Here is a 22662-nt window from a genome sequence, read left to right as displayed (position 1 = left end):
GGCGGCCGTGAGGTCCCGCTCCAGAGCCACGTTGACGCCGTGCTCCGGGCCACTTGTCGCCCGCCGGCTTTGGACCCGTGCGAACCCCTGATGTGGCCCTGTACCGACCGTGGCCGGGTGCCTATCGTCGCTACCTACCGTGATCGCTGTTCACATTCGTCACCGTCCGTCGGCACGTCCGGCCCGGTGGGGGCGGGGGCACCGACCGCACGGACCGGCAGCCCGAGCCGCCGCGTTTCCAGCCAGACAGAGGGGAGTACGCCGTGACCGCCGTCATCGAACCCACTCAGGACACCTATCGGGTGGACGAGTTCGTCGAGGCCGCCCGAGCGAGGGCGGGAGTTGCGGACTTCGAGTTCGCGCACCTGGACGCCCTCGACCGGCTGCTGCGGGCGTTGGACACCGAGGGTGGCCTCAACGAGGCCGGTCGCCGGTCGGTCCGGGGCGCCCTGGTCGCCGCGCTGGCCACCCAGGCCGCCGCGCACCGGGCCCGGGTGAAGAACCCGGAGATCGCCTCGGTCGAGATCAACCAGCCGGTGTTCATCACGGGCATGACCCGCAGCGGCACCACGCTGATGCACAACCTGCTCGGCCAGCACCCGGACCTGCGTTCCCCCGACCTGTGGGAGCTGATGGCCCCGGCGACCGACGACCGCGACGAGGCGACCCGCCAGGCGCTCGTGCAGGCCGCGGAGAACTTCTGCACCGACTACTACACCGTCGCGCCGGCGCTCAAGCCGGTGCACCTGTGGGAGCCGCACCGCCCCGACGAGGACCACCGGCTGACCGCGCCGACGTTCAAGACGATGGCGTACGAGCTGCGCTACACCGTGCCCTCCTACGGCGAGTGGCTGCGCAGCCAGGACCAGTACGACGCCTACGACTACCACCGGTACCTGATGCAGCACATCGTCTGGCGGGTGCCCACCGACACGCTGGTCCTCAAGGACCCGTTCCACCTGTGGCGGGCCGACGCGCTCGCCCGCACCTACCCGGACGCCCGGCTGATCTACATGCACCGCGCCCCGAGCGTCACCATCCCCTCCACCTGCAGCCTCACCGAGATCATTCGACTCGCGCGCGCCGACCGGGTGGACCGCCTCGCGCTGGGTAAGCTCTGGACCGAGCGCTTCGCCCAGATGCTCGACCTGTTCGCGCGGGCCGAGCAGGAGCAGCTCGCCGGCACCCCGGTGCTCGACGTCGACTACCAGCGTCTGATGGCCGACCCGATCGCGGTGATGGCCGAGATCTGCGACTTCCTCGGTGCCCGCTGGGACGGCGAGGTCGAGAAGGCGTTCCGCGACTACCTCGCCGCGAACCGCAAGGACAAGCTCGGCAAGCACGTCTACCGGGCCGAGGACTACGGTCTGGACGCCGACGAGCTGGACGAGCGCTTCTCCGCGTACCTGACGAAGTACCAGATCGGAGGACGGGCGTGAGCACCACGTCGGAGCCCACGGTGCTGGAGACGGTCACCGAGCAGGTCCGCGCCTTCGCCCGTACGGTGGACGGCGCCCCCACGGTCACCATCGGCATCGTGACCCCGCTGTCCCTGCCGGGCGACCCGACGGCCGGCACGCTGACCGCACGCGGGGCCCTGATCGGCGCGGAGTACGTCCGCGACCACGGCGGCATCCGCGACGGCCTGCAGTTCGACTTCGTCGTCCGCGACGACCAGGAGACCGTCACCCTCGACGGCGGCACGATGCCCCGCTCGGCGGTCGGCGCGCTGGCGAAGGTCGCGATCGTCGACCGGGCGCTGGCCGTGCTGGGGCCCTGGCACCTGCGCTACACCGAGGAGGTCGCCGACCTCGCCGACCGGATCGGGGTGCCGCTGTTCATCGAGAACGCCCACCCCGGGGTCACCGCGCGCAAGCGCCGGGCGGTCTTCCGCACGTTCACCTCGATGGCCGAACGCGCCCCGGTGCTGATCCGGTTCGCCGCCGACCAGGGCTTCCGGCGGGTCGGCCTGATCCACGCCGACACGGTCTTCGGGCGCAGCGCCGCCGCGCTGCTCACCGCCGAGTTGCAGGCGGCCGAGGAGCCCATGGAGCTGTACTCGGTGGAGTTCGACCAGGAGTCGACGACGGACCTGCGTCCCCAGCTGCGCGAGATCCAGCAGTGGGGGCCGGACGTGGTGATCAACGTGGGGGTGGTGCGTACCAACCACCTCATCGTGCAGCAGGCGGCGGAGATCGGGCTGCTGCCGAAGGTGCCCATGCTGGCGCCGTTCCAGTGGCCGCTGCGGGCGCCTGACTACTGGAAGGCGCTCGGCGCGCACGGCCTGCACATGGTGTGGCCGGCCACCCAGTTCAGCCCGAACTGGTCGGGGCTCACCCCGATCGGCAGGTGGTTCGTGGACCGCTACCGCGACACGTACGGCACGATGCCGCCGGACACCGCCCTCAACGCCTTCACCGACATCACGATCATCGCGCAGGCCCTGCGGCAGGCGGACCGGGTCGGCCGGGCGGAACTGATCGACGCGCTGGAGAAGGGCACCTTCGACACCTGGCGCGGCCCGGTCAGCTTCACCCGGGGCGAGACCCACTGGCACCACAGCCCGCCCCCGGTGGTGCTCCAGCAGTACCAGGAGATCGACCAGGACATCTCCACCGTGCCGATCGTCTACCCGCCCGAGCTGCGTACCGCCGGGTACGTGCGGCCGGGCTCCTCGACCTGACCGGCCTGACCGGCCGACACCTGTGGGGAGACAACGCCATGGCGTTCACTTCGACCGCATCCGAAACCTCATCCGACCTGCGGATGTCCTACCTCGACGTGCTCGAGGCCGAGGCGGTGCACATCATCCGCGAGGTGGCGGGCACGCTGGAGCGTCCCGTCCTGCTGTTCAGCGGCGGTAAGGACTCCGCCGTCATGCTCCACCTGGCCCTCAAGGCGTTCCTGCCGGGCCAGCTGCCCTTCCCCGTACTGCACGTCGACACCGGGCACAACTTCCCCGAGGTGATCGAGTACCGCGACAAGGTCGTGGCGGAGCACCAGCTCACGCTGCGGGTGGCGCACGTGCAGGACTACATCGACGACGGTCGGCTCACCGAGCGGCCCGACGGCAGCCGCAACCCGTTGCAGACCGTCCCGCTGCTCGACGCCATCACCCGGCACCGCTTCGACGCCGTGTTCGGCGGCGGGCGGCGCGACGAGGAGAAGGCGCGGGCCAAGGAGCGGGTGTTCTCGCTGCGCGACGAGTTCGGGCAGTGGGACCCCCGTCAGCAGCGCCCCGAGCTGTGGAACCTGTACAACGGCCGGCACGATCCGGGCGGCCACGTTCGGGTCTTTCCGCTGTCGAACTGGACCGAGCTCGACGTGTGGCACTACATCGCCCGGGAGGAGATCCCCCTGCCGGACATCTACTTCGCCCACCAGCGTGAGGTCTTCCTGCGCAACGGGATGTGGCTGGCGCCGGGGGAGTGGGGCGGCCCGCGCCGCGACGAGCAGGTGCAGGAACGCACCGTGCGGTACCGCACCGTCGGTGACATGTCCTGCACGGGCGCCCTGGAGTCGGGGGCCGCGACCATCGACGAGGTGATCGCCGAGATCAGTCTGTCCCGGATCACCGAGCGCGGTTCGAGCCGGGCCGACGACCGGATGTCCGACACCGCCATGGAGGACCGCAAGCGGGAGGGGTACTTCTAGTGACCACACTCAGCCTCGACACCACGCGTGACGGCGAGCTGCTGCGGCTCGCCACCGCGGGCAGCGTCGACGACGGAAAGTCCACCCTGGTGGGCCGGCTGCTCTACGACTCGAAGTCGGTGCTGGCCGACCAGTTGGAGGCGGTCGAGTCCGCCAGCCGTGCCCGTGGCTACGGCCAGGCCGACCTCGCCCTGCTGACCGACGGGCTGCGGGCCGAACGCGAGCAGGGCATCACCATCGACGTCGCCTACCGCTACTTCGCCACCGGCAACCGCCGGTTCATCCTGGCCGACACCCCCGGGCACGTGCAGTACACCCGGAACATGGTCACCGGCGCGTCCACCGCGCACCTGGCCGTGATCCTGGTCGACGCCCGGCACGGCGTGGTGACCCAGACCCGGCGGCACACCGCGGTGGCCGCGCTGCTGCGCACCCCGCACGTGGTGCTGGCGGTCAACAAGATGGACCTGGTCGGCTTCGCCGAGGACCGGTTCGCCGAGATCGACGACGAGTTCCGCCGGCTGGCGGGTTCGCTCGGGGTCCCCGACGTGCGGTCCATCCCGTTGTCGGCGCTGCGCGGCGACAACGTCGTCGACGCCTCGACCGAGATGCCCTGGTACACCGGGCCGACCTTCCTGGAGCACCTGGAGCGGGTGGACCTCGACGAGGACCTGACCGCCCTGCCGGCCCGGTTGCCGGTGCAGTACGTCCTGCCCGACGGGTCGCTCGCCGGTCAGCTCGTCGCCGGTCAGCTCCGTCTCGGGCAGCAGGTCCTGGTCACGCCCGGCGGCCGGCCGGCGGTGGTCACCGCCCTCCAGCGGCTCGGCACGCCGATCGAGAACGCCCGGGCCGGCATGTCGGTCAGCGTGAAGCTCGACGGGGCGGGCGAGGTGGGACGCGGCGACATGATCGTCGCGGCGGACCGGATCCCGACGACGACCCGGCAGGTCACGGCGACGTTGTGCCACGTCGCCGAGCGTCGGCTCGGTGCGGGCGCCCGGGTCCTCGTCCAGCACCAGACCCGGGTGGTCGAGGGCACGGTCGCGTCGATCGTCGACCGGCTCGACCTGGCCACCCTGGAGCACACCCCGAACTCCGACCCGCTGGTGGTCAACGACATCGCGACCGTGGTGCTGGACCTCGACGAGCCGATCGCCGCGGACCCGTACCGGCTCATCCGGGGCACCGGGTCGCTGCTGCTCATCGACCCCGCCGACGGGGCGACCCTCAGTGCCGGCCTGGTGGGTCCGGCTTTCCGATGAATCAACCGAAGGATGTACGACGGTGCCCGAAGTGAACCGAATCCTGGTGGACATGTTCGTCGACCCGGTGTGCCCGTGGGCGTGGCTGACGTCCCGGTGGCTGCTCGACGCCGAGCGGCAGCGCCCGATCGACGTACGGTTCAAGATCATGAGCCTGTCCGCGCTCAACGAGGGACGTGCCGACATCGACGCGTTCTACCAGCGCAACATCGGACCGTGGCGGCGGCCGGTGCGGGTGCTGATGGCGGCCGAGCAGCAGCACGGGCCGGACGCCGTCCGGTCGCTCTACGACGCCATGGGCACCCGCCGGCACGTCAAGGGCCAGTCCTACGGGCCGGCCCTGTACAAGGCGGCGCTCACCGAGTGCGGCCTGCCCGGTGAGCTGGCCGACGCGGCGGACGACGCCGGGCTCGACGACGCGGTGCGCAAGAGCCACCAGGCGGGCATGCAGCCGGTCGGGCTGGACGTCGGCACCCCGACGATCCACGTGCACGTGCCCGGCGGCGACCCGGTGGCGCTGTTCGGCCCGGTGGTCACCCCCGCCCCGCGGGGCGAGGACGCCGCCCGGCTCTGGGACGGCTTCCTCCTGGTCGCCCAGACACCCGGGTTCTACGAGCTCAAGCGCAGCCGCACGAGTGGCCCGCAGACCCGCTGACGACCGGCCGGGGCGGTGCCATCGATGGAGATGGCACCGCCCCGGCGTTTTCCGCACAGAAAGTGAACGTCCCGACATGCAGGAGCCGTCAGTGCCCAGGATCGGTGACGAGGTGGTCCGCCGCTACCTCGCGCGCCTGGACGAGCCCGGCCGGCCCAGGGTGAACCTGGCGACGCTGGTCCGGTTGCACGAGCGTCACGTCCGGCGGGTTCCTTACCACAATCTCGACATCCAGTTGGGCCTGCCCACCGACGTCGACCCGGCCGGCAACGCCGCGCGGCTGGCCGACGGCGACGCCGGCTACTGCTTCCACCTCAACGGCGCGTTCGCCGCCCTGCTGGCCGCGCTGGGGTTCGACGTGACCCTGCACCGGGGCCAGGTGAAGAAGGCGCCCGCCCTGCCCGACGGGGTGCAGTTCGCCAACCACCTGACCATGACCGTCCGGCTGGACGGCCGGCGCTGGTTCGTCGACGTCGGGCTCGGCGACGGGCTGCTGGGTCCGGTGCCGTTACGTCCCGGCGTGGTCCGGCATCCGCCGCTGACCTTCGCCTTCGCCGAGGCGGCGTGGGGGTGGCGGTTCACCCACGATCCCCGCGGGTCGTTCACGGTGATGGACTGGGAGGACCGGCCGGCGCGACCGCACGACTTCGTCGCCGCCCACCAGCTGCTCTCGACCGCGTCGAGCTCCACCTTTGTCCGCCGGTTCATCGTCACCAACCGGGGGCCGGACGAGGTGGTGTGGTCGCTCGTCGACCGGTTGCTGACCCGCATCGACGGCGACGGCGTGCACCGGCGGGAGCTGACCACCTTCGACCAGTGGCGTCGGGAGTTGGAGGAGACGTTCCTCCTGCGGCTCGACGACCGGCACACCGCCGGGCTGCGACTGCTGTGGCAGCGGTTGCCGCAGCACCCCGGCATCCCCACGGGTTGACCCCGCTCCCCGGACAGGAGACGACATGCAGATCAGCACCGGCCCCGACGGGGTGCCGCGCTGCGGGTGGTGCACCGGAACCCCCGTCTACGTCGCGTACCACGACGACGAGTGGGGGCGTCCCGTGCACGGTGACGCCCCGCTCTTCGAACACCTGGCCCTGGAGGCGTTCCAGGCGGGGTTGTCGTGGTCGACGATCCTGCACAAGCGGGACGCCTTCCGGTCGGCCTTCGCCGGCTTCGACCCGGAGACGGTCGCCGGCTACGGCGACGCCGACGTGGACCGGCTGCTCGCCACCGACGGCATCGTGCGCAACCGGGCCAAGATCGAGGCGACCATCGACAACGCCCGGCTCGTCGTCGCGCTGGCCGGCGGCCTCGACGCCCTGCTCTGGTCGTACGCGCCGGACACCGTCCGGCCCCGGCCCCGCTCCACGTCGGAGGTGCCGGCCAGCACGCCCGAGTCGACGGCGATGGCGCGCGAGCTGAAGCGGCGCGGGTTCCGGTTCATCGGCCCGGTCGGCGCGTACGCCATGATGCAGTCGACCGGCATGGTCGACGACCACCTGGTGGGCTGCCACCTGGCCGTGGACGGCTGAACCCGCTGCGGGTGCGGCCCCACCGTCGCCGACGGTGGGGCCGCACCCGGTCGTGTCCTCACGCCGCGACGCCCAGCAATCGCTGCATCGTCGGCAGGTCCCCGCGCAGCTCGGGGGTGGGGCACCGGTGGACGATCCGGCCCCGGACCATCACCGCCGCCTCCTCGGTCACCCCGAGGGCCAGGTGCAGGTCGTGCTCCACGAGCAGCAGTGTCAGCCCCTCCCGCACCACCGCCCGCAGCGCCTCGGCCACCTCGTCGACGACGATCGGCGCCAGCCCCTCGGACGGCTCGTCCATCAGGACCAGCCGCGGGTCGGTGGCCAGGGCCCGGCCGATCACGAGCATCTGCTGTTCCCCACCGGACAGTTGGCCGGCGAGGTGCCGTCGCCGTTGCGCCAGGCGGGGGAACAGCTCGTAGACCCGCCCGGTCGGCCAGGTCCGGCCGCCGTGCCGGGTGGCCAGGGCCAGGTGCTCGTGCACCGTCAGCGTCGGCCACACCCGCCGCCCCTGCGGCACCAGCGCGACCCCGGCGCGGGCGAGCCGGTCGGCCCGCCAGCCGGTGACGTCCCGCCCGTCCAGCAGCACCCGTCCGCCGGTGGGCCGCAGCAGCCCGGCGAGGGTGGACACGAGGGTGGTCTTGCCGACCCCGTTGCGGCCCAGCAGGGCCAGCGCCTGCCCGGCGGACAGGTCGAGATCCAGCCCGTGCAGCACCTGCCCCTGCCCGTAGCCGGCGGACAGCTCACGCACCACCAGGTTCACCGTGCACCTCCTCCATCCGGCCGCCGAGGTACGCCTGCTGCACCTCGGGACTGCGCCGTACCTGCTCGGGCGTGCCGCTGCACAGCACGGTGCCGAGGTGCAGGACGCTGACCCGGGTCGCGACGTCGAAGACGACGTCCAGGTCGTGCTCGACGAACACGATCGTCACGGTGGGTGGCACGCCGCGCAGCAGCTCCACCAGCCCACCCCGTTCCTCGCCGGACATGCCGGCCGCCGGCTCGTCCAGCAGCAGCAGCTGCGGCCTGGCCGCGAGCGCCACCGCGATCTCCAGCCGCCGGCACTGGCTGTACGACAGCGCCGCCACCGGCACGTCGGCCCGGTCGTCGAGGCCGACCGAGGCGAGCGCGGCGGCCACCTCGGCGCGGCGGTGCCGGTCGGTGTGCCGGGCCAGCACCCGGCCCCCGGTCAGCGCCAGGCTCACGTTCTGCGCGGCGGTCAGCGACCCCAGCAGGGTCGAGTGCTGGAAGCTGCGCCCGATGCCCGCGCGGGCCCGCCGGTGCACCGGCTCCCGGGTGACGTCGCGGCCCCGGTAGTGGACGGAACCGTCGGACGGGCGTTCCTGGCCGGCGATCAGTTTGAGCAGGGTGCTCTTGCCGGCGCCGTTGGGCCCGATGAGCGCGTGCCGCTCCCCGGCGGCCACCGTCAGCCGCACCCCCCGCAGGACACTCAGCGCGCCGTACCGGTGGTGGACGTCGTGGCAGCGGAGTACGTCGATCATGACGCGGCCCTCCTCAGCCGGATGTGGGCGATCCCCGTGGGCAGCAGGTAGACGACGAGCACGAACAGCAGCCCGAGGGCCAGGGGACCGTGCCCGTCGAGGGTCGCGCCCAGCGAGTCCCGCACGACGATGACCAGGGCCGCGCCGAGGCAGGGCCCCCACCAGGAGCCGGTGCCCCCGATCACCACGGCCAGCAGGGCGAGCGCGGAGGTCTCGAAGCCGGCGTCGGCCGGGGTGACCAGCCGCTGCTGGGCGGCGAGGAGCCCGCCGGCCAGCCCGGCGACGGCACCGGCGAAGACGAACGCCCCGAGCTTGACCAGCGTGGTCCGGTATCCCAGCGCCCGCATCCGGTCCTCGCTGTCGCGGACGCCCCGCAGCACCACCCCGGTGGCGGAGGTGGACGCCAGGCGCAGGGCGAGCAGACCGACGAGGAAGAAGGCCAGCACGTACCAGTAGGTCGTCGCGGGCTGGTCGAGGACCAGGCCCGACAGCGTCGGTGCCGGTACGCCGTACAGGCCGTTGGAGCCGCCGGTGACCGATTCCCAGCTGTCGGCCGCCTGCTGGGTCAGCTCCCCGACCGCCAGGGTCAGCATGAGGAAGAAGACCCCGCTCGCCCGGACGGCGACCGCCCCGGCGACCAGTGCGACCAGGGCGGCGGCGGCCATCCCGAGCAGGAGCGCCAGCACGCCCGACGTTCCGTGCAGGGCGCTGAAGGCCGCCGCGTACGCGCCGACGCCGAAGAACGCGGCGTGCCCGAGCGACGGCAGCCCGACGACGCCGACGAGCAGGTTGAGGCTCGCCGCGAGCAACCCGAAGACGAGGATGCGGGTCAACGTCGTCGTCGCGTACGGGGCGAGGTAGAGCGGGGCGGCGGCCAGCAGCAGGGTGCCGGCGGCCACGCCTGTCGCGTTGCGGACGGCGGGACGCAGCCGGGGGCGGGTGGCCGGGTGGGTCGTGGCCAGGGATGTCATCGTCGTCCTCCCGGGGCGAGGGTGAACAGGCCGCGCGGCCGGACGACGAGCACCGCCGCGAGCGTGCCGAAGAGCAGGAAGGAGGCCAGGCCGGGCAGCACCGCCCGGCCGACGGACTCGACCTGGCCGAACAGCAGCGCGGCGATCAGCGGCCCCCGGATGGAGCCGAGCCCGCCGACCACCACGACCACCAGGGCGAGCACCAGGATGGTGGTGTCCAGCCCGGGACGGGCGTGGTAGATGGGTGCGCCGAGCAGCCCGGCGAGGGTGGCCAGCACCGAACCCAGCACGAACACCCCACCGCGGACCAGGCGCGGGTCCACCCCGACGGCGGCGACCATGTCCCGGTCGCCGACGGTCGCGCGGAACAGCGCGCCGAGCGAGGTGCGTTCCACGGTCCAGTACACGGCGGCGGCGAGCAGGGCGGCGACCCCGACCAGGGCGAGCCGGTAGCTGGGGTAGCTCCAGCCGGCGACGGTCACGGTGCCGGCCAGGCCGGCCGGTGGTTCGGTGGCGCGGACGTCGTCGCCGAACAGCGCGGACAGGACGTCGGCGGCCACCAGGGCGATGCCGAGGGTGAGCAGCGCCTGTTCGAGGTGGGAGCGGCGGGACAGTGGCGCGGTCAGCAGGGACAGCAGGCCACCGGCGGCGGCCCCGAACACGACGACGGCGACGACCGCCCGGCCCAGCGACGGCCAGGTCTGCTGCTCACCGCCGATCCACCAGGCCAGGTAGGCGCCGGTGAGGAAGAGCGCCCCGTGGGCGAGGTTCAGCACGTCCATCATGCCGAAGATCAGGGACAGGCCGGCGGCGGTGATGAACAGCAGCAGCCCGATGGCCAGCCCGTTCACCATCGCGGTCAGCGCGATCTGCGCGGTGGGCATCGTGATGCTCCGTCCGCTGGCCCGGTCAGGCCTGCGGGTCGAGCGGACCGAGGTCCTCGACCACGCCGTTGACCGGTGCGCCGGCCCGGGTCTGCACCCGGCGCAGGTAGAAGTTCTGCCGGGGCGACTGCTCCACGAACGACCACGGGCCGCGCGGGCTGTCGGTGATGACGCCGACCGAGCCGAGCGCACCGGCGAGGCTGTCGCCGTCGACGGCTCCCGCCTGCGCGATGGCGCGGGAGAGCACCTCGGCGGCGTCCCACGCCTGCACCGCGTAGGCGGTGGGGGTGGCGTCGTAGGCGGCGCGGAACGCCTTGCCGAACGCGGTGTTGGCGGGGTTGTCCAGTTCGGAGGTGTAGTGCAGCGTCGACAGCACCCCGTCGGCCGCCGCGCCCTGCGCGGTGAGCACCCCGCCCTCGACGAGGAACCCGGAGGCGTACAGCGGGACGGTGCGGGAGAGCCCGAACTGGGCGTACTGCTTGACGAAGGCCACCGACTCGGCCCCGCCGAAGAAGCAGAAGGTGCCCTGCGCGCCGGAGGACTGGATGCGGCTGAGGAACGGCTGGTAGTCCTGGGTCTTGCCGAACGGCGGCTGGCTCTGTCCGACGATGGTGCCCCCACCGGCCCGGTACGCGTCGCTGAACCCCTTGATCGCCTCGGCGCCGGCGACGTAGTCGGGGGCGATGGCGTAGGCCCGGCGTACGCCGCTCGCGGCCAGGTGGCGCCCCATCGCGGCGGCGACCTGGGCGTTGGTGAACGAGGTACGCCAGATGTAGGGGCTGCGGTTGGCGCCGGTGATGGCCCCGGCGCCCGCGTTGGCAATGACCAGCAGTCGGCGGGCGCTGGTGACGAGGTCCCGGACGCCGAGCGCGGTGGCCGAGCTGACGATGCCGACCAGCACGTCGACCCGGTCGTTCTGGAGCAGCTTCTGCACCGCCGGCACGCCGGTCTGCGGGCCCTCGCCCTCGTCGGCGACGACGGTGGTGACCCGGCGACCGCCCAGCCGGCCGTCGTGCTGGCGCAGCCAGAGGTCCCAGCCCCGTTGGATGTCCACGCCCAGCGGGGTGTAGACCCCGGCCTGGGGGATGACGAGGCCGACCTTGACGGTGTTGCTGTCGCCGCCGCTGGCGGCGGTGGCGCCGAGGCTGCTGCCGCAGCCGGTGAGGCCGGCGACGCCGAGGCCGGCGGTGAGGCCGAGGAATGTCCTGCGGTTGATTCCGGTCATGGCTTGACTCCCGAACGTATCGAGCAGGATTGGTGGCCTGAAGGTATGGCCGGCCGTCGGGGGCGGCCAGTGCCACATCGCCGCCCGGTCCGGAACCACTCGCCCCGCCGGTCGGGCCCGTTCCCCGAGGGCGGCGATTGGCCCCGTCGGGCGGCGTCAAGTGGCCGTTTTCCGTACCGCCGGGCCGTGGCACGCTGCTGGACGCCGTCCGGTCCTGTCCGACCCTTCCCGGGTGCCGGCCGGCGCGTCCGCCCGGACGGCACCCGGCGTCGACCGTCTAATGGGCGGTGCGCCCCGCCGCGGGCGTCGTGCCCGCTGACCCGGAGGGAACCGACAATGCTGACACCCGAGCAGGTACGGGAGTTCGCCCTCGCCATGCCGGAGGCGGTGGAACAGGAGACGTGGGGTCACCCCACGTTCCGGGTGCGCGACCGCATCTTCGCCAGCACCTCCGCCGACGGCGTGGTGGCGATCATCCGGGCCTCCAAGGAGGAGCAGGCCGAGCTGATGGCGGCCGACCCGGACACCTACGACCCGGCGGACTACTTCGGCCGGTACGGCTGGGTCCGCGCCCAACTCGCCTCGGCCGACCCGGACGAGATCCGGGAGCTGGTGGTGGAGGGTTGGCGGCGGGCGGCGCCGAAGCGCCTGGTGGCGCAGTACGACGGCACGCCCGCGCGGACCCCGGGGCGGTGACCGGGTGGCCGCGATCATCCTGGGCTGGAACCCGCAGCGGTGGAACGGGTGGACGCCGAGCTACGAGGCGCTGACGCCGGGGGTGTCCCCGCAGCGCACCCTGGCCGGGTCGTGGACGGTGGGTCGGCGGGTGAACATCCCGGTCGGTGCGGACGCCTGGCTGTTGATGCAGGGCCGCCTGCGGGGGCTGGTCGGGCACGCCGTGGTGACCCGCGCCCCCTATCCCGGCCCGCACGACCGGGATCCGGCGGTGACGACGAACTACGTGGACGTGGCGTGGGACGGGCTGCTGCCGGTGGCGGAGCGGATCGTGCCGGAGGTGTTGAAGACGGAGGCGTCCGGGGTCGCCTGGGGCTACGTGTTCAGCTCGGGCACCGGGGTGCCGGCCGCCGCCGAGGCGCAGGTCCACCAGCTCTGGCAGCGGTACGCCCTGGACTGATCCGTGGGGCCGGCCCCGGGGGTACGCCGTGCGCGTATCCCCGGGGCCGGCCCCACGGTCGTCACCGGCCGACCGGCATGGGTTCGGCGGCCAGCGCGGGTGCCTCGTCGCTCGATGCGGCGCGGGTGGCCAGCAGCGGTCCGGCCATCGCGGTGGTCACCAGGGCCATGATGACCATCATGGTGAACATCTGTCCGTCGAGGACGCCGAGGGAGACGCCGATGTTGAGCACGATCAGCTCGGTCAGTCCCCGGGTGTTCATGAGCACGCCCAGCCGGCGTGCCTGCGGCCAGGACAGGCCGAAGGCACGGGCGGGCAGGGTCGCGCCGGCCATCTTGCCGACGCAGGCGACCAGGACGATGGCGGTGAGTTCGAGCAGGTTGGTCGGGCTCAGCGCGGCGATGTCGACACTCAGCCCGGTGACGATGAAGAAGACCGGCAGCAGGACCAGGCCGATGTTCTCGAAGGGCACCCGGACGTGCTTGATCAGCGCCTCCGCGGGCTGGCGGGGCATGACGAAGCCGAACGCGAAGGCACCGAAGATGGCGTGGATGCCGATCCAGGTGGTCGCGTAGGAGGACAGGAAGACGCCGGCGGCGGTGATGGCCGCGAGCTGGTAGGTGTTGGGGCCGACCCGGCGGATCAGGGCGGCCAGGCCGGGGCGGACGGCGAGGGCCATCACCGCGATGTATCCGGCGGACATGAGGACCACCTGGGCGAGGTCGGTGGCGTCGCGGGCGGTGGCGACCGCGGCGACCACCGCCAGGATGCACCAGGCCAGCACGTCGTCGATGGCGGCGCTGGCCAGCGCCAGCACGCCGACCCGGGTGTTGCTGAGGTGCCGGTCGCGCAGGATGCGGGCCAGGACGGGGAACGCGGTGATGGCCATGGCGGCGCCGAGGAAGAGGGCGAACGCCAGGAACGGCACGGGTTTGCCGGCGATCGTGGCGTGCCGGGGGTAGATGAGGTTGGCCAGGCCGACGCCGAGGGTGAAGGCGAGGGCGATGGAGCACACCGACACCGACAGGGTGAGGCTCTTGTGCCGGGAGACCACGCGCCGGTCGAACTCCCACCCGATGAGGAACATGAACAGCAGGAGGCCGACCTGCGAGATGGCCGACAGGTACGGCCGGGCGGCGGCGGGGAAGAGCACGCCGGTCAGGTCGCCCGGGAGCAGGCCGAGCAGGCTGGGCCCCAGCGCGATGCCGGCGACGATCTCGCCGATCACCACGGGCTGCCCGAGCCGTCTGGCGATTCCGCCGAACAGGTGGGCTACCAGCAGGACGAGGGCGATGTCGGCCATCACGATTGCCACGGTGAGTTCGGCCGGGGTGGCTACGGACTTCATGAGATCTCCGGATCTGAGCGGGAGAGGGCTGGTCCGCCGGCCGGCGCCGTTAATGCGGGGCCTGCGCGGGTCACCGACCGTAGCAGCGGATTCTGCCGCCCGACATGTCCATGTCCGGCGGATCGGGGGTGCCATTTGCCGGCCCGGTCGCGGTGTGCGGGGGGTTGGATGGGAAACGCGACCGGTGGGTGTTTCACCGCCGTTTACGGCCGGCTCTCCGCACGGTCACCGGGTTGAATGCGGAAATCCGACTCGTAACTGACGGGTCAGGTTGCCGACATCGGCTGGTTAACGCGAAATGCTGCATTCCAGCGATGGATACCGATGATGGGCGTCTATAGCCGGGCTTTTCCGAGGCCATTTGGTCACGTGCCGTGACGACATGCTCACGGCGTGACGTCAGCGCTGGGCAGTGGACTGCCCAGTGGCACTGTCTGCGGACAGAAAATGGCTCTGGTTGCCCCGCAACCGGTGGGTTAGCCTTCCTGACGTTCCGTCCCTCCGGCGACACAGAGAGTGCAACCATGACAACTTTGTCGGCTTTCGGCGGTCATTGCGGCCGGTCCGGGGCGGCCCTGTCCGGTGCGCAGCGGGGGCGGGTCGAGAGGTGACCAGACTGCTGCATGTCAAAGCCACCCCGACGGGCCCGCGAAGCCGATCGGCAGCCGTCGCCGAGGCGTTTGTCGACGCATTCCTCGAGTGTCACCCGCAGGCGACCCTCGATGTGCTGGACCTTTCCGCGACCACCCTGCCCCCGGTGGGGGCGGTGGCGGTGGCGGCCAAGAAAAACGCCATCTCGGGCGCGACCGGCTCCGCCGATGAGGCGATGTCGTGGCAGCAGACCCGGGAACTCGTGCGCCGGTTCACCGACGCTGACCACTATCTGTTTTCCGTGCCGATGTGGAACTTCGGAATCCCCTACCTGCTCAAGCACTTCATTGATATCGTCACCCAGCCGGGGCTGACGTTCCGCCTCGATCCGCGACACGGTTACCAGGGCCTGCTCACCGGCCGCCGGGCCTGTGTCGTCTACACCAGCGGCGTCTACACCCCCGGGTGCCCGCCGGAGTTCGGCGTCGACTTCCAGTCGGCGTACCTCAACTACTGGCTGCGCACCATCGGCGTCGACCCGGTGATCGAGGTCGCGCTGCGGCCCACCGACTTCACCCGTTCCCTGGCCGCGGACCTCGACCGCGCCCGCGAGGACGCGCGCAAGGCCGCCCACACCATCTGACCACACCGCCGGCCGGCGACCGCCGGCCCGTGCCACAGGAGGGAAGAAGCATGTCCGTCTGGTTCGTCACCGGCGCCTCACGGGGCTTCGGCCTGGAGATCGTCCGGCAGTTGCTGGAGCGTGGCGAACAGGTCGTCGCCACGGCGCGCAACACCAGCAGCCTGGCCGAGCTGTCCTACCCCGACCGGCTGCTCGTGGTCCCGCTCGACGTCACCGACCAGTCCCAGGCCGACCGGGCGGTGCTCGCCGCGGTGGAGAGTTTCGGCGGCATCGACGTGCTGGTCAACAACGCCGGCCGGGGTCTGCTCGGGGCCGTCGAGGAGGCCACCGACGCCGAGACCCGGGCGGTGTTCGACACCAACGTGTTCGGCCTGTTGAACGTCACCCGCAGCGTGCTGCCCGTGATGCGGCGGCAGCGCCGGGGCCGGATCATCAACATCAGCTCGGTCCTCGGCTTCAGCGCCAAGATGGGTTGGGGCGTCTACGCGGCGACGAAGTTCGCGGTGGAGGGGCTCAGCGAGGCGCTGCGGGTGGAGCTGGAGCCGGTCGGCGTCCAGGTGTGCCTGGTGGAGCCCGGCCTGTTCCGGACCGACTTCCTCGACCCTTCCTCGCTGCACTTCGCCGGCCGCGAGTTCCCGGAGTACACCGAGACCTCCGGGCGGGTCCGCGCCTGGTCGGTCGGGCAGAACCACGCGCAGGCCGGCGACCCCGCGCGGGCGGCGGCGGCCATCATCGACCTCGGCCGAAACCCGCAACCGCCGTTCCGGCTCCCGCTCGGCGCGGACTCCGTGCAGCGCGTCGGCGAGAAGCTGACCGAGGTGTCGCAGGAGCTCGCGGCCACCCGCGAGATCGGGCTGTCGATGTCCTACCCGGAGCCTGCGGTCGCCGCCCACTGAGGCGGTCCGACCCATCCACCAGACGATCGGCGAGGAGCGAGCATGAACACGTTGACCACGACGGCGGTGGCGTCGAGTCCCGTCGAGACCTTCGACGAGCGGCTCCGGCGGCTGCTGCGATGGCACTTCGACCCCCAGACCGGCTCGCCGTTCTGGCTACGCCAGCGCGGGCTGCTCGACTTCGATCCGCTACGCGACATCGACACCGCCGCCGACCTGGTGCGCTTCCCGGATCTCACCGACCAGCTGCGGCACGTCCCGGTCGGTGACCTGATCCCGCGCGGCCTGACCGGCACCGGCTTCCGGGTGTACGAGTCGGGCGGGACCAGCGGCGCGCCCAAGCGAATCGTCGACCGGGACTACCGGAGCCGGCTGCTCTCCTGGGCGATGCAGCGGCTGCGGGCGCACCACATCGCCGACCCGGCGCACTGGCTGCACCTCGGCCCGAGCGGTCCGCACGTCTTCGCCTACGACTGCGCCCGCTACGCCGCCCTGGGCAACGGCCTGTTCCACACCGTCGACTTCGACCCGCGCTGGGTCAAGAAGCTGGTGGCGGCGGGGGAGGCCGACACGGTCAAGCGGTACGTGCGGCACCTGCTGGACCAGGCGGCCGAGGTGCTGCGCTCGCAACCGGTCAAGGTTCTCAGCACGACGCCCCCGCTGATCGAGGCGATCTGCGCCGACCCGGAGCTGCACGCGGCCGTCGAGCGGACCGTCGAGACGATCATCTGGGCCGGCACCTCGTTCAGCCCGGAGAGCCTGCGGCAGGTGGAGGAGGTGTTCTTCCCGGACACGACGATCGTGGGCATCTACGGCAACACCCTGATGGGCGTCGCCCCGCAGCGGCCCCGACGCCCCGACGACCGGCACCTGTGCGTGTTCGAGCCGTACGCCGAGGCGGTCTGGATCGACGTAATCGACGACGCCGGCGCGGTGGTCGACTACGGTCAGCGTGGCCGGGTCCGGCTGAGTCTGGTCAGCGACGAGATGTTCCTGCCCAACGTCATCGAGCGGGACACCGCCGTGCGGGTGGAGCCCGTCGGCGACGCCACGGTCGACGGCCTGGCCGAGGTCGGCACCGTGGCCGAGGTGGGCGACGTACGGGTGATCGAGGGGGTGTACTGAGTGGCCGGCATCGTGGTGGAGCCGATCGTCTGCGGCCGGCCGGTGGCGAGCCTCGACCGGGCCCCGCTCGCCGACGTCCGGGGCGACCTGCTGGGCGAGGTGGGGATGGCGCCGCGGCTGATGGCCGTCGGTGCGGTGACCCGGGCCCGGCGGTCGGCCGACGGCACGCCGGTCGGGCACGACCTGCTGCTGCGGGCCGCCGACCTGTTCGCCACCGCCGACCTCGACGGGGAGACCCCGCAGGAGTACGAGCGGCGGGTCGCGCTCGCCGCCGGCCTGCCCCGGGTGACCGTCCGCAACGCCGTGGCCGACATCGTGCGCAGCCTCACCCACCTGCCGGCCACCACCCGGGCCGAGCTGCCCGGCACCCGGCTCGGCGACGGCTACGACACGGCGTGGGTGCCGGCGGGTCGGCTCTTCACGGCCGTGATGGCCAGCAACCACCCGGCCCCCAACGACTCGTGGCTGCACGCGCTGGCGCTGGGCTACAGCGTGCTGGTGCGCCCCGGCACCCGGGAGCCCTTCACCGCCCGCCGGTTGACCCTCGCCCTGCTCGCCGCCGGCCTGGCGGAGCACCGGATCTCCTTCCTGCCGTGCGAGCGCGCGGTGGGGGAGTACCTCCTGGAGGCCGCCGACCGGGGCATCGTGTACGGCGGCAGCGACGCCGTACGGCGGTGGGCCGACAGCGCGACGGTCACCACCCGGGGGCCGGGGCGCAGCCGGGTCCTGCTCGACCGGCCGGTGACCGACGAGGTGCTCGACCACCTCACCGTCAGCGCGGCGCACGACGGCGGAACCCGGTGCAACAACATCTCCCTCGTGTTGACCACCGGTGACCCCCGGCAGGTCGCCGAAGCGCTCGCCGCCCGCTTCGACGCGCTGACCAGCCCCGAGGTGTCGGCCCCCGACGCCACCCTGCCCGTGGTCGACGCCGCCCGCGCCGAGGGCCTGCGCCGGCAGCTCGCCGGACTGGCCGGGGGTGGGGCGGTGGTGCACACGGCGGCCGGCGCGGACCCGCTGGTGCGGCTGCCGGACGGGTCGCACCGGCCGCTGCCCACCGTGCTGTCCACCGAGGACCTGCGGCATCCGGCGGTGGGGATGGAGCTGCCGTTCCCGTTCGTCGTGGTGGCGCCCTGGCGGCCTACGGACGGCACCGCCGCCCTCGGCGACGCGCTGGTGCTCAACCTGCTGACCGACGACACCGACCTGCGGGCCGCGGTGGTGGCCGACCCGAGCGTCCGTAAGGTCACGTGCGGGCTGACCCTGCCCTGGGACAGCGCGCCCGGAATTCCCCACGAGGGCAACCTGTCGCTGTTCCTGCTGAAGGCCAAGGGCGTCGTGACGACCGGAACGAGGGATCATGCGTTGGCTTGAGGAGTTGCTCTCCGACAGGTGGTGGGCCACCGGTCAGGCGGTGCGGTTCCAGCTGCCCAACCAGAGCGAGTCGTCGATCACCTATGGCGACCTGCTGCGTCAGGCGGCGACGTTGGCCGGCCGGATCGGCGAGCCCGGTGACGGCGCGCAGACCCGGCTGGCCATCCTGACCATGGGCAGCGCGGAGGGGCTGGTCGCCCTGATCGCCGGGCTGATCGTCGGCGCGGTGGTGATCTCGACGCCCATCCAGACGCCCAGCCCCTGGTCGGCCGACCTGCTGGGTGACCCGGACGTGGTGCTGACCGACGCGACGGGCGCGGCGGTGTTGCAGTGTCACGAACGGCTGACCGGGGAACGTCCCCGCTACCGGGTGCTCGGCGTCGACCTGACCGAGCCGGCCAAGGCCAGCGTCCGGCCGGACATCTGCGCCGACCAGGACGACGTCTGCAAGATCGCCTATCTGGACCCGGGCCGCTCGCCGCTGGTGGTGGGGCTGACCGGGTTCGCTCTCGACTCCGCCGTCCGCCAGCCGGAACGCCGGCCGGTGTTCGCGGCGGGTGGGCTAGGCAGCCTCACCGGCCAACTGGCCACCTACCGGACGCTGGCCGCGGGGGGCGTCGTCGACCTGACCACCTCCCGTCCGGCGGGACGGTCCATTCTGGACGCCGCCATGCCGGTGACCCTGCCGCGCCGGCCGGATGACCGGGCGACCGACTCCAGCACCACCTTTCCGTACATCGTGGACAACGCGGCCCAGTTGGACAAACTTGTGTCAGGAATCGTCCTACCGGCCGGGTCCGTCGCGCTTCCGTCGGTAGCTAAGTTGTAGGCATGGTCATTTCCGTTTCTTGAGCCGCCTCGGTCGGGAGATGGATCGTCAGCGCGGCCGGGCCCACAGGCAATCCCGGCCGCGCCCGATCGGGCAAGGACAAATGCATGCCACGTGAGTCTCCCGCGCTGCCGGGAAGCGGTTTCCTCATCGACCGTCATTCAACGGCGCCGCTCTACCAACAGTTGTACGAACAGTTACGGTGGAGCATCGAGGCGGGTCAACTCACCCCGGGCACCCGACTGCCGGCCACCCGCACCCTGGCCAAGGAGTTGGGGGTTTCCCGCAACACCGTGCTGGTGGCCTACGACCGGCTGCTCGCCGAGGGCTATCTCGACGGCCGGGTGGGTTCCGGCACCCGGGTGGCCACCCGGCAGAGCGCACGGGAGATGGAGTCCCAACTGCCCCGCCCGGCCACCAAGACCCCCCTGCGGATCACCCGGGCCGCCCGTCGGATGGCCGAGGCGTCGGCCTACTTCACCCCGGCGCACGACCAGCTGCGCTACCCGGACCGGCCGTTCACCCTCGGCATGCCCGCCCTGGACCTCTTCCCGTCGAAGGTCTGGGGCCAGATCATGTTCAGCAAGTCCCACCAGCTCACCAGCGCCCTCTACACGCACCGCGACCCGGCCGGCTACTGGCCGCTGCGCAAGGGCATCGCGGCCATGCTGGGGCTGATGCGGGGCGTCCGGTGCACCCCGGAACAGGTGATCATCCAGCCGAGCGCCCAGATCGCCGTGCACGTGATGGCCCTGACCCTGCTGGAACCGGGGGAGAAGGTCCTCGTCGAGGACCCGGGCCTGCAGGCCATCCGGGGCGCCCTGCACTCCGCCGGCGCGGACACCTGCCCCGTCCCGGTCGACGCCGAGGGCATGTGCGTGGCCGTGGGCAAGGCCCGTCACCCGGACGCGCGGATGGCGGTGGTGACGCCCAACAACCAGTTCCCCCTGTCGGTGCGGATGTCCGCCGCCCGCCGGGCCGAGGTGCTCGCCTGGGCCCGCAACAACGACGCCTGGATCATCGAGGACGACTACGACGGCGAGTTCTGGGCGGAGAACCCCGGCCCGCCGCTGCACCAGGGCGACGAGGACGGGCGCGTCATCTATGTCGGGACCTTCAGCAAGGTCCTCTTCCCCGGGTTGTGCCTGGCCTATCTGGTGGTCCCCCCGGATCTGGTCGACATCGTCACCGAGGTGCAGCGGGCGACGGTCAACTCACTCAACATCCTCACCCAGGCGGCGCTCGCGGAGTTCATCGAGGCGAATCACCTCGCCCGGCACGTACGCCGAATGCGCGACGTCTACCGGGAACGCGGCGACATTCTCGTCGGCGCGCTGCGCGGCCGGCTCGGCGGGTTCGTCACGATCGACACCGCCCCACGGGGCACCCATCTGGTCGCCAGCCTGCCCGACAACGCCGACGAACAACGCCTGGCCCGGCTCGGTCGGGAGGCGCGGTTGCGGGTCTATCCACTGTCGTCGTTCGGCGACGAACTCGAAGGGATCGGGCGGGGCCTGGTCCTCGGTTACGCGGCCACCCCACCCGAGAAGATCCTCTCCGGCGTGACCCGCCTGACGGCGGTCGTGGAGCAGTTCACCGGTCGTTCGCATTCGAACGGTCGGGCTGCATTGAGGAAGAGCGTATAAGTCGTTCCCGCCGGGCCAAAGGTCCATGTAGCCAAATAGTCAGGTGCCAATCCCAGTGGTACTAGCGAGATGGCAAACATGGCCCTGTGCCAATCGTCTCTTGCGCCTATACGGTCCGTACCGGATCGCGGCGCCTTCTTCGGTGACCGGGCCGCCCCGAAGAATACAGGGGGAGAGACTTATGCCATCACCACAGCTTCTCGTACGGCGCCCCGAGGCGCCCACCACCGACAGCTGGAGTCCCGCCGGTTGGCGGACGCTGCCCATCGCGCAGCAGCCGACCTGGCCGGACCGGGACGAGCTCGACGCTGTCGCCGACTACCTGTCCGGCCTGCCCGCGCTGACCGAGGTCGCGGAGATCAGGCGGCTGAGGGAGGACATCGCCCGCGCCAGCGCGGGTGAGGCGTTCGTGCTCCAGGCCGGCGACTGCGCCGAGCCGCTCGGCATGGCCGCCACCACCTCGGCGCGGGCCAAACACCGGGCCATCACGGCCCTCGGCGAGCGCCTGGCCCGCGAGCTGCGTCGCCCGACCATCGGCGTGGGGCGGCTCGCCGGCCAGTTCGCCAAGCCCCGCTCGGAGCCCTTCGAAGCGGTCGACGGCCAACTGCTGCCGGTGTTCCGCGGGCTGATGGTCAACGAGCCGGAGGCCACCGCCGCCGCCCGCCAGGCCGACCCGTACCGGCTGCTGTCCTGCTACTACACCGCCCGGCAGGTGGTGGCGGAGCTGTCGGCGGCCGGCGGCGGCGTACGGACCAGCCACGAGGTGCTGATCCTCGAGTACGAGCAGGCGCTGACCCGCCTCGACGAGGCCAGCGGCGAGTGGTTCCTGCGCTCGACGCACCTGCCCTGGGTGGGTGAGCGCACCCGCGCGGTGGACGGCGCCCACCTGAACTTCCTGGCGGGGCTGGGCAACCCGGTCGCGGTCAAGGTCGGCCCCAGTGCCACGGTCGACGAGGTGCTGCGGATCTGCGCCCTGCTCGACCCGCACCGCCGGCCCGGCCGGCTGACCCTGATCAGCCGGATGGGCCACCGCAAGATCGCCGACCACCTGCCGTCGCTGGTCCGGGCGGTGGCCGACGCCGGGCACCCGGTCGCCTGGATGTGCGACGCCATGCACGGCAACACCGTCCGCGGTGCCGGTGGGGTGAAGACCCGCCACCTGGACACCATCGTGGACGAGTTGACCACCTTCGTCGAGGTGCTGCGCAGCCACGGCCGGGAGCCGGCGGGCCTGCACCTCGAAATCGCCGCGGACGACGTCACCGAGTGCGTCGGCGCGGGCGTGGTCGACGAGAGTCAACTCGGTCGCGCCTACCGGTCGCTGTGCGACCCGCGGCTGAACCACGAGCAGGCCGACGCGGTCGTCGACGCGCTCGTCACCGCGATGCACCGCTGA

General features: G+C 72.1%; 22 protein-coding genes. 16 read left to right on the top strand and 6 right to left on the bottom strand.

Annotated elements, in window-relative coordinates:
• The first annotated feature begins 263 nt into the window (after window positions 1–263).
• From JQX11_RS02495 to JQX11_RS02465, 7 genes are all read left to right on the top strand, one after another.
• Window positions 264–1439 carry a sulfotransferase family protein gene (locus tag JQX11_RS02495; RefSeq protein WP_204923265.1) on the top strand — a complete coding sequence of 392 codons (1176 nt, stop codon included), beginning with the start codon at window positions 264–266 and terminating at the stop codon, window positions 1437–1439.
• Window positions 1436–2683: an ABC transporter substrate-binding protein gene (locus JQX11_RS02490; protein ID WP_204923264.1), complete on the top strand. Its 1248-nt coding sequence runs from the start codon at window positions 1436–1438 to the stop codon at window positions 2681–2683. Before JQX11_RS02495 ends, JQX11_RS02490 begins: the two co-directional genes overlap by 4 nt.
• A 38-nt stretch (window positions 2684–2721) precedes the next feature.
• Window positions 2722–3654, top strand: coding sequence for a sulfate adenylyltransferase subunit CysD (gene cysD, locus JQX11_RS02485; protein ID WP_204923263.1), 933 nt, complete (start codon window positions 2722–2724; stop codon window positions 3652–3654).
• Window positions 3654–4916 (top strand): sulfate adenylyltransferase subunit 1, encoded by a 1263-nt coding sequence (locus JQX11_RS02480; RefSeq protein ID WP_204923262.1) that lies wholly within the window; start codon window positions 3654–3656, stop codon window positions 4914–4916. Before cysD ends, JQX11_RS02480 begins: the two co-directional genes overlap by 1 nt.
• Window positions 4917–4968: 52 nt before the next feature.
• Window positions 4969–5571, top strand: coding sequence for a mycothiol-dependent nitroreductase Rv2466c family protein (locus JQX11_RS02475; RefSeq protein ID WP_204923594.1), 603 nt, complete (start codon window positions 4969–4971; stop codon window positions 5569–5571).
• A gap of 76 nt (window positions 5572–5647) precedes the next feature.
• Window positions 5648–6502 (top strand): arylamine N-acetyltransferase family protein, encoded by an 855-nt coding sequence (locus JQX11_RS02470; protein ID WP_204923261.1) that lies wholly within the window; start codon window positions 5648–5650, stop codon window positions 6500–6502.
• A 25-nt stretch (window positions 6503–6527) separates the two neighbouring features.
• A complete protein-coding gene (locus tag JQX11_RS02465) occupies window positions 6528–7100 on the top strand; it encodes a DNA-3-methyladenine glycosylase I (protein WP_204923260.1) in 573 nt (190 codons plus the stop codon).
• A gap of 58 nt (window positions 7101–7158) precedes the next feature.
• On the opposite strand, the gene JQX11_RS02460 is transcribed toward JQX11_RS02465, so the two are convergent.
• The 5 genes from JQX11_RS02460 to JQX11_RS02440 are packed head-to-tail and all read right to left on the bottom strand — an operon-like array spanning window position 7159 to window position 11679.
• Window positions 7159–7860, bottom strand: coding sequence for an ABC transporter ATP-binding protein (locus JQX11_RS02460; RefSeq protein ID WP_204923259.1), 702 nt, complete (start codon window positions 7858–7860; stop codon window positions 7159–7161).
• Complete coding sequence (locus JQX11_RS02455) at window positions 7841–8599, bottom strand: ABC transporter ATP-binding protein (RefSeq protein WP_204923593.1); 759 nt, start codon at window positions 8597–8599, stop codon at window positions 7841–7843. Before JQX11_RS02455 ends, JQX11_RS02460 begins: the two co-directional genes overlap by 20 nt.
• Window positions 8596–9570 (bottom strand): branched-chain amino acid ABC transporter permease, encoded by a 975-nt coding sequence (locus tag JQX11_RS02450; RefSeq protein WP_204923258.1) that lies wholly within the window; start codon window positions 9568–9570, stop codon window positions 8596–8598. The genes JQX11_RS02455 and JQX11_RS02450 overlap by 4 nt, the downstream gene beginning before the upstream one ends.
• On the bottom strand, window positions 9567–10454 hold the full coding sequence (locus JQX11_RS02445; protein WP_088647215.1) for a branched-chain amino acid ABC transporter permease: 888 nt from the start codon (window positions 10452–10454) through the stop codon (window positions 9567–9569). The genes JQX11_RS02450 and JQX11_RS02445 overlap by 4 nt, the downstream gene beginning before the upstream one ends.
• Window positions 10455–10479: 25 nt before the next feature.
• Window positions 10480–11679 (bottom strand): ABC transporter substrate-binding protein, encoded by a 1200-nt coding sequence (locus JQX11_RS02440; RefSeq protein ID WP_204923257.1) that lies wholly within the window; start codon window positions 11677–11679, stop codon window positions 10480–10482.
• A 336-nt stretch (window positions 11680–12015) separates the two neighbouring features.
• On the opposite strand from JQX11_RS02440, the gene JQX11_RS02435 reads away from it, so the two are divergent.
• Complete coding sequence (locus JQX11_RS02435) at window positions 12016–12375, top strand: MmcQ/YjbR family DNA-binding protein (RefSeq protein WP_204923256.1); 360 nt, start codon at window positions 12016–12018, stop codon at window positions 12373–12375.
• Window positions 12376–12379: 4 nt separating this feature from the next.
• The gene (locus JQX11_RS02430; protein ID WP_204923255.1) at window positions 12380–12814 is read left to right on the top strand and encodes a hypothetical protein; all 435 of its coding nucleotides are present in this window, start codon (window positions 12380–12382) and stop codon (window positions 12812–12814) included.
• A 61-nt stretch (window positions 12815–12875) separates the two neighbouring features.
• Here the strand turns inward: JQX11_RS02430 and JQX11_RS02425 are convergent, their stop codons facing one another.
• Complete coding sequence (locus JQX11_RS02425; protein WP_204923254.1) at window positions 12876–14162, bottom strand: cation:proton antiporter domain-containing protein; 1287 nt, start codon at window positions 14160–14162, stop codon at window positions 12876–12878.
• Window positions 14163–14769: 607 nt separating this feature from the next.
• Between JQX11_RS02425 and JQX11_RS02420 the strand changes: the two genes are divergently transcribed.
• The 7 genes from JQX11_RS02420 (at window position 14770) to JQX11_RS02390 (ending at window position 22662) form a co-directional block, all read left to right on the top strand.
• Window positions 14770–15396 carry an FMN-dependent NADH-azoreductase gene (locus JQX11_RS02420; RefSeq protein ID WP_204923253.1) on the top strand — a complete coding sequence of 209 codons (627 nt, stop codon included), beginning with the start codon at window positions 14770–14772 and terminating at the stop codon, window positions 15394–15396.
• A 50-nt stretch (window positions 15397–15446) separates the two neighbouring features.
• On the top strand, window positions 15447–16292 hold the full coding sequence (locus JQX11_RS02415) for an SDR family NAD(P)-dependent oxidoreductase (RefSeq protein ID WP_204923252.1): 846 nt from the start codon (window positions 15447–15449) through the stop codon (window positions 16290–16292).
• Between the two features lie 42 nt (window positions 16293–16334).
• A complete protein-coding gene (locus JQX11_RS02410; protein WP_204923251.1) occupies window positions 16335–17417 on the top strand; it encodes a phenylacetate--CoA ligase family protein in 1083 nt (360 codons plus the stop codon).
• Complete coding sequence (locus JQX11_RS02405) at window positions 17418–18791, top strand: aldehyde dehydrogenase family protein (RefSeq protein ID WP_204923250.1); 1374 nt, start codon at window positions 17418–17420, stop codon at window positions 18789–18791.
• Window positions 18778–19620, top strand: a complete 843-nt coding sequence (locus tag JQX11_RS02400; protein ID WP_204923249.1) for an acyl-CoA synthetase family protein — start codon at window positions 18778–18780, stop codon at window positions 19618–19620. Before JQX11_RS02405 ends, JQX11_RS02400 begins: the two co-directional genes overlap by 14 nt.
• Window positions 19621–19727: 107 nt before the next feature.
• A complete protein-coding gene (pdxR, locus tag JQX11_RS02395; RefSeq protein ID WP_204923248.1) occupies window positions 19728–21266 on the top strand; it encodes a MocR-like pyridoxine biosynthesis transcription factor PdxR in 1539 nt (512 codons plus the stop codon).
• 181 nt (window positions 21267–21447) lie between these two features.
• Window positions 21448–22662, top strand: a complete 1215-nt coding sequence (locus tag JQX11_RS02390; protein WP_204923247.1) for a 3-deoxy-7-phosphoheptulonate synthase — start codon at window positions 21448–21450, stop codon at window positions 22660–22662.

Origin of the sequence: Micromonospora humida (genome assembly GCF_016901255.1) — a bacterium.
Taxonomy (GTDB): Bacteria; Actinomycetota; Actinomycetes; order Mycobacteriales; family Micromonosporaceae; genus Micromonospora; species Micromonospora wenchangensis.
The sequence above is the reverse complement of the archived record's forward strand: the minus strand, read 5'-3'. Positions and strand labels throughout refer to the sequence as shown.

Excerpts from the sequence above, each read along its gene's own strand:
- cysD (WP_204923263.1), top strand. The coding sequence starts at position 2,722 with ATGGCGTTCACTTCGACCGCATCCGAAACCTCATCCGACCTGCGGATG.
- JQX11_RS02475 (WP_204923594.1), top strand. The coding sequence starts at position 4,969 with ATGTTCGTCGACCCGGTGTGCCCGTGGGCGTGGCTGACGTCCCGGTGG.
- JQX11_RS02470 (WP_204923261.1), top strand. The coding sequence starts at position 5,648 with ATGCAGGAGCCGTCAGTGCCCAGGATCGGTGACGAGGTGGTCCGCCGC.
- JQX11_RS02465 (WP_204923260.1), top strand. The coding sequence starts at position 6,528 with ATGCAGATCAGCACCGGCCCCGACGGGGTGCCGCGCTGCGGGTGGTGC.
- JQX11_RS02455 (WP_204923593.1), bottom strand. The coding sequence starts at position 8,599 with ATGATCGACGTACTCCGCTGCCACGACGTCCACCACCGGTACGGCGCG.
- JQX11_RS02450 (WP_204923258.1), bottom strand. The coding sequence starts at position 9,570 with ATGACATCCCTGGCCACGACCCACCCGGCCACCCGCCCCCGGCTGCGT.
- JQX11_RS02445 (WP_088647215.1), bottom strand. The coding sequence starts at position 10,454 with ATGCCCACCGCGCAGATCGCGCTGACCGCGATGGTGAACGGGCTGGCC.
- JQX11_RS02440 (WP_204923257.1), bottom strand. The coding sequence starts at position 11,679 with ATGACCGGAATCAACCGCAGGACATTCCTCGGCCTCACCGCCGGCCTC.
- JQX11_RS02435 (WP_204923256.1), top strand. The coding sequence starts at position 12,016 with ATGCTGACACCCGAGCAGGTACGGGAGTTCGCCCTCGCCATGCCGGAG.
- JQX11_RS02425 (WP_204923254.1), bottom strand. The coding sequence starts at position 14,162 with ATGAAGTCCGTAGCCACCCCGGCCGAACTCACCGTGGCAATCGTGATG.
- JQX11_RS02415 (WP_204923252.1), top strand. The coding sequence starts at position 15,447 with ATGTCCGTCTGGTTCGTCACCGGCGCCTCACGGGGCTTCGGCCTGGAG.
- JQX11_RS02410 (WP_204923251.1), top strand. The coding sequence starts at position 16,335 with ATGAACACGTTGACCACGACGGCGGTGGCGTCGAGTCCCGTCGAGACC.
- JQX11_RS02400 (WP_204923249.1), top strand. The coding sequence starts at position 18,778 with ATGCGTTGGCTTGAGGAGTTGCTCTCCGACAGGTGGTGGGCCACCGGT.
- pdxR (WP_204923248.1), top strand. The coding sequence starts at position 19,728 with ATGCCACGTGAGTCTCCCGCGCTGCCGGGAAGCGGTTTCCTCATCGAC.
- JQX11_RS02390 (WP_204923247.1), top strand. The coding sequence starts at position 21,448 with ATGCCATCACCACAGCTTCTCGTACGGCGCCCCGAGGCGCCCACCACC.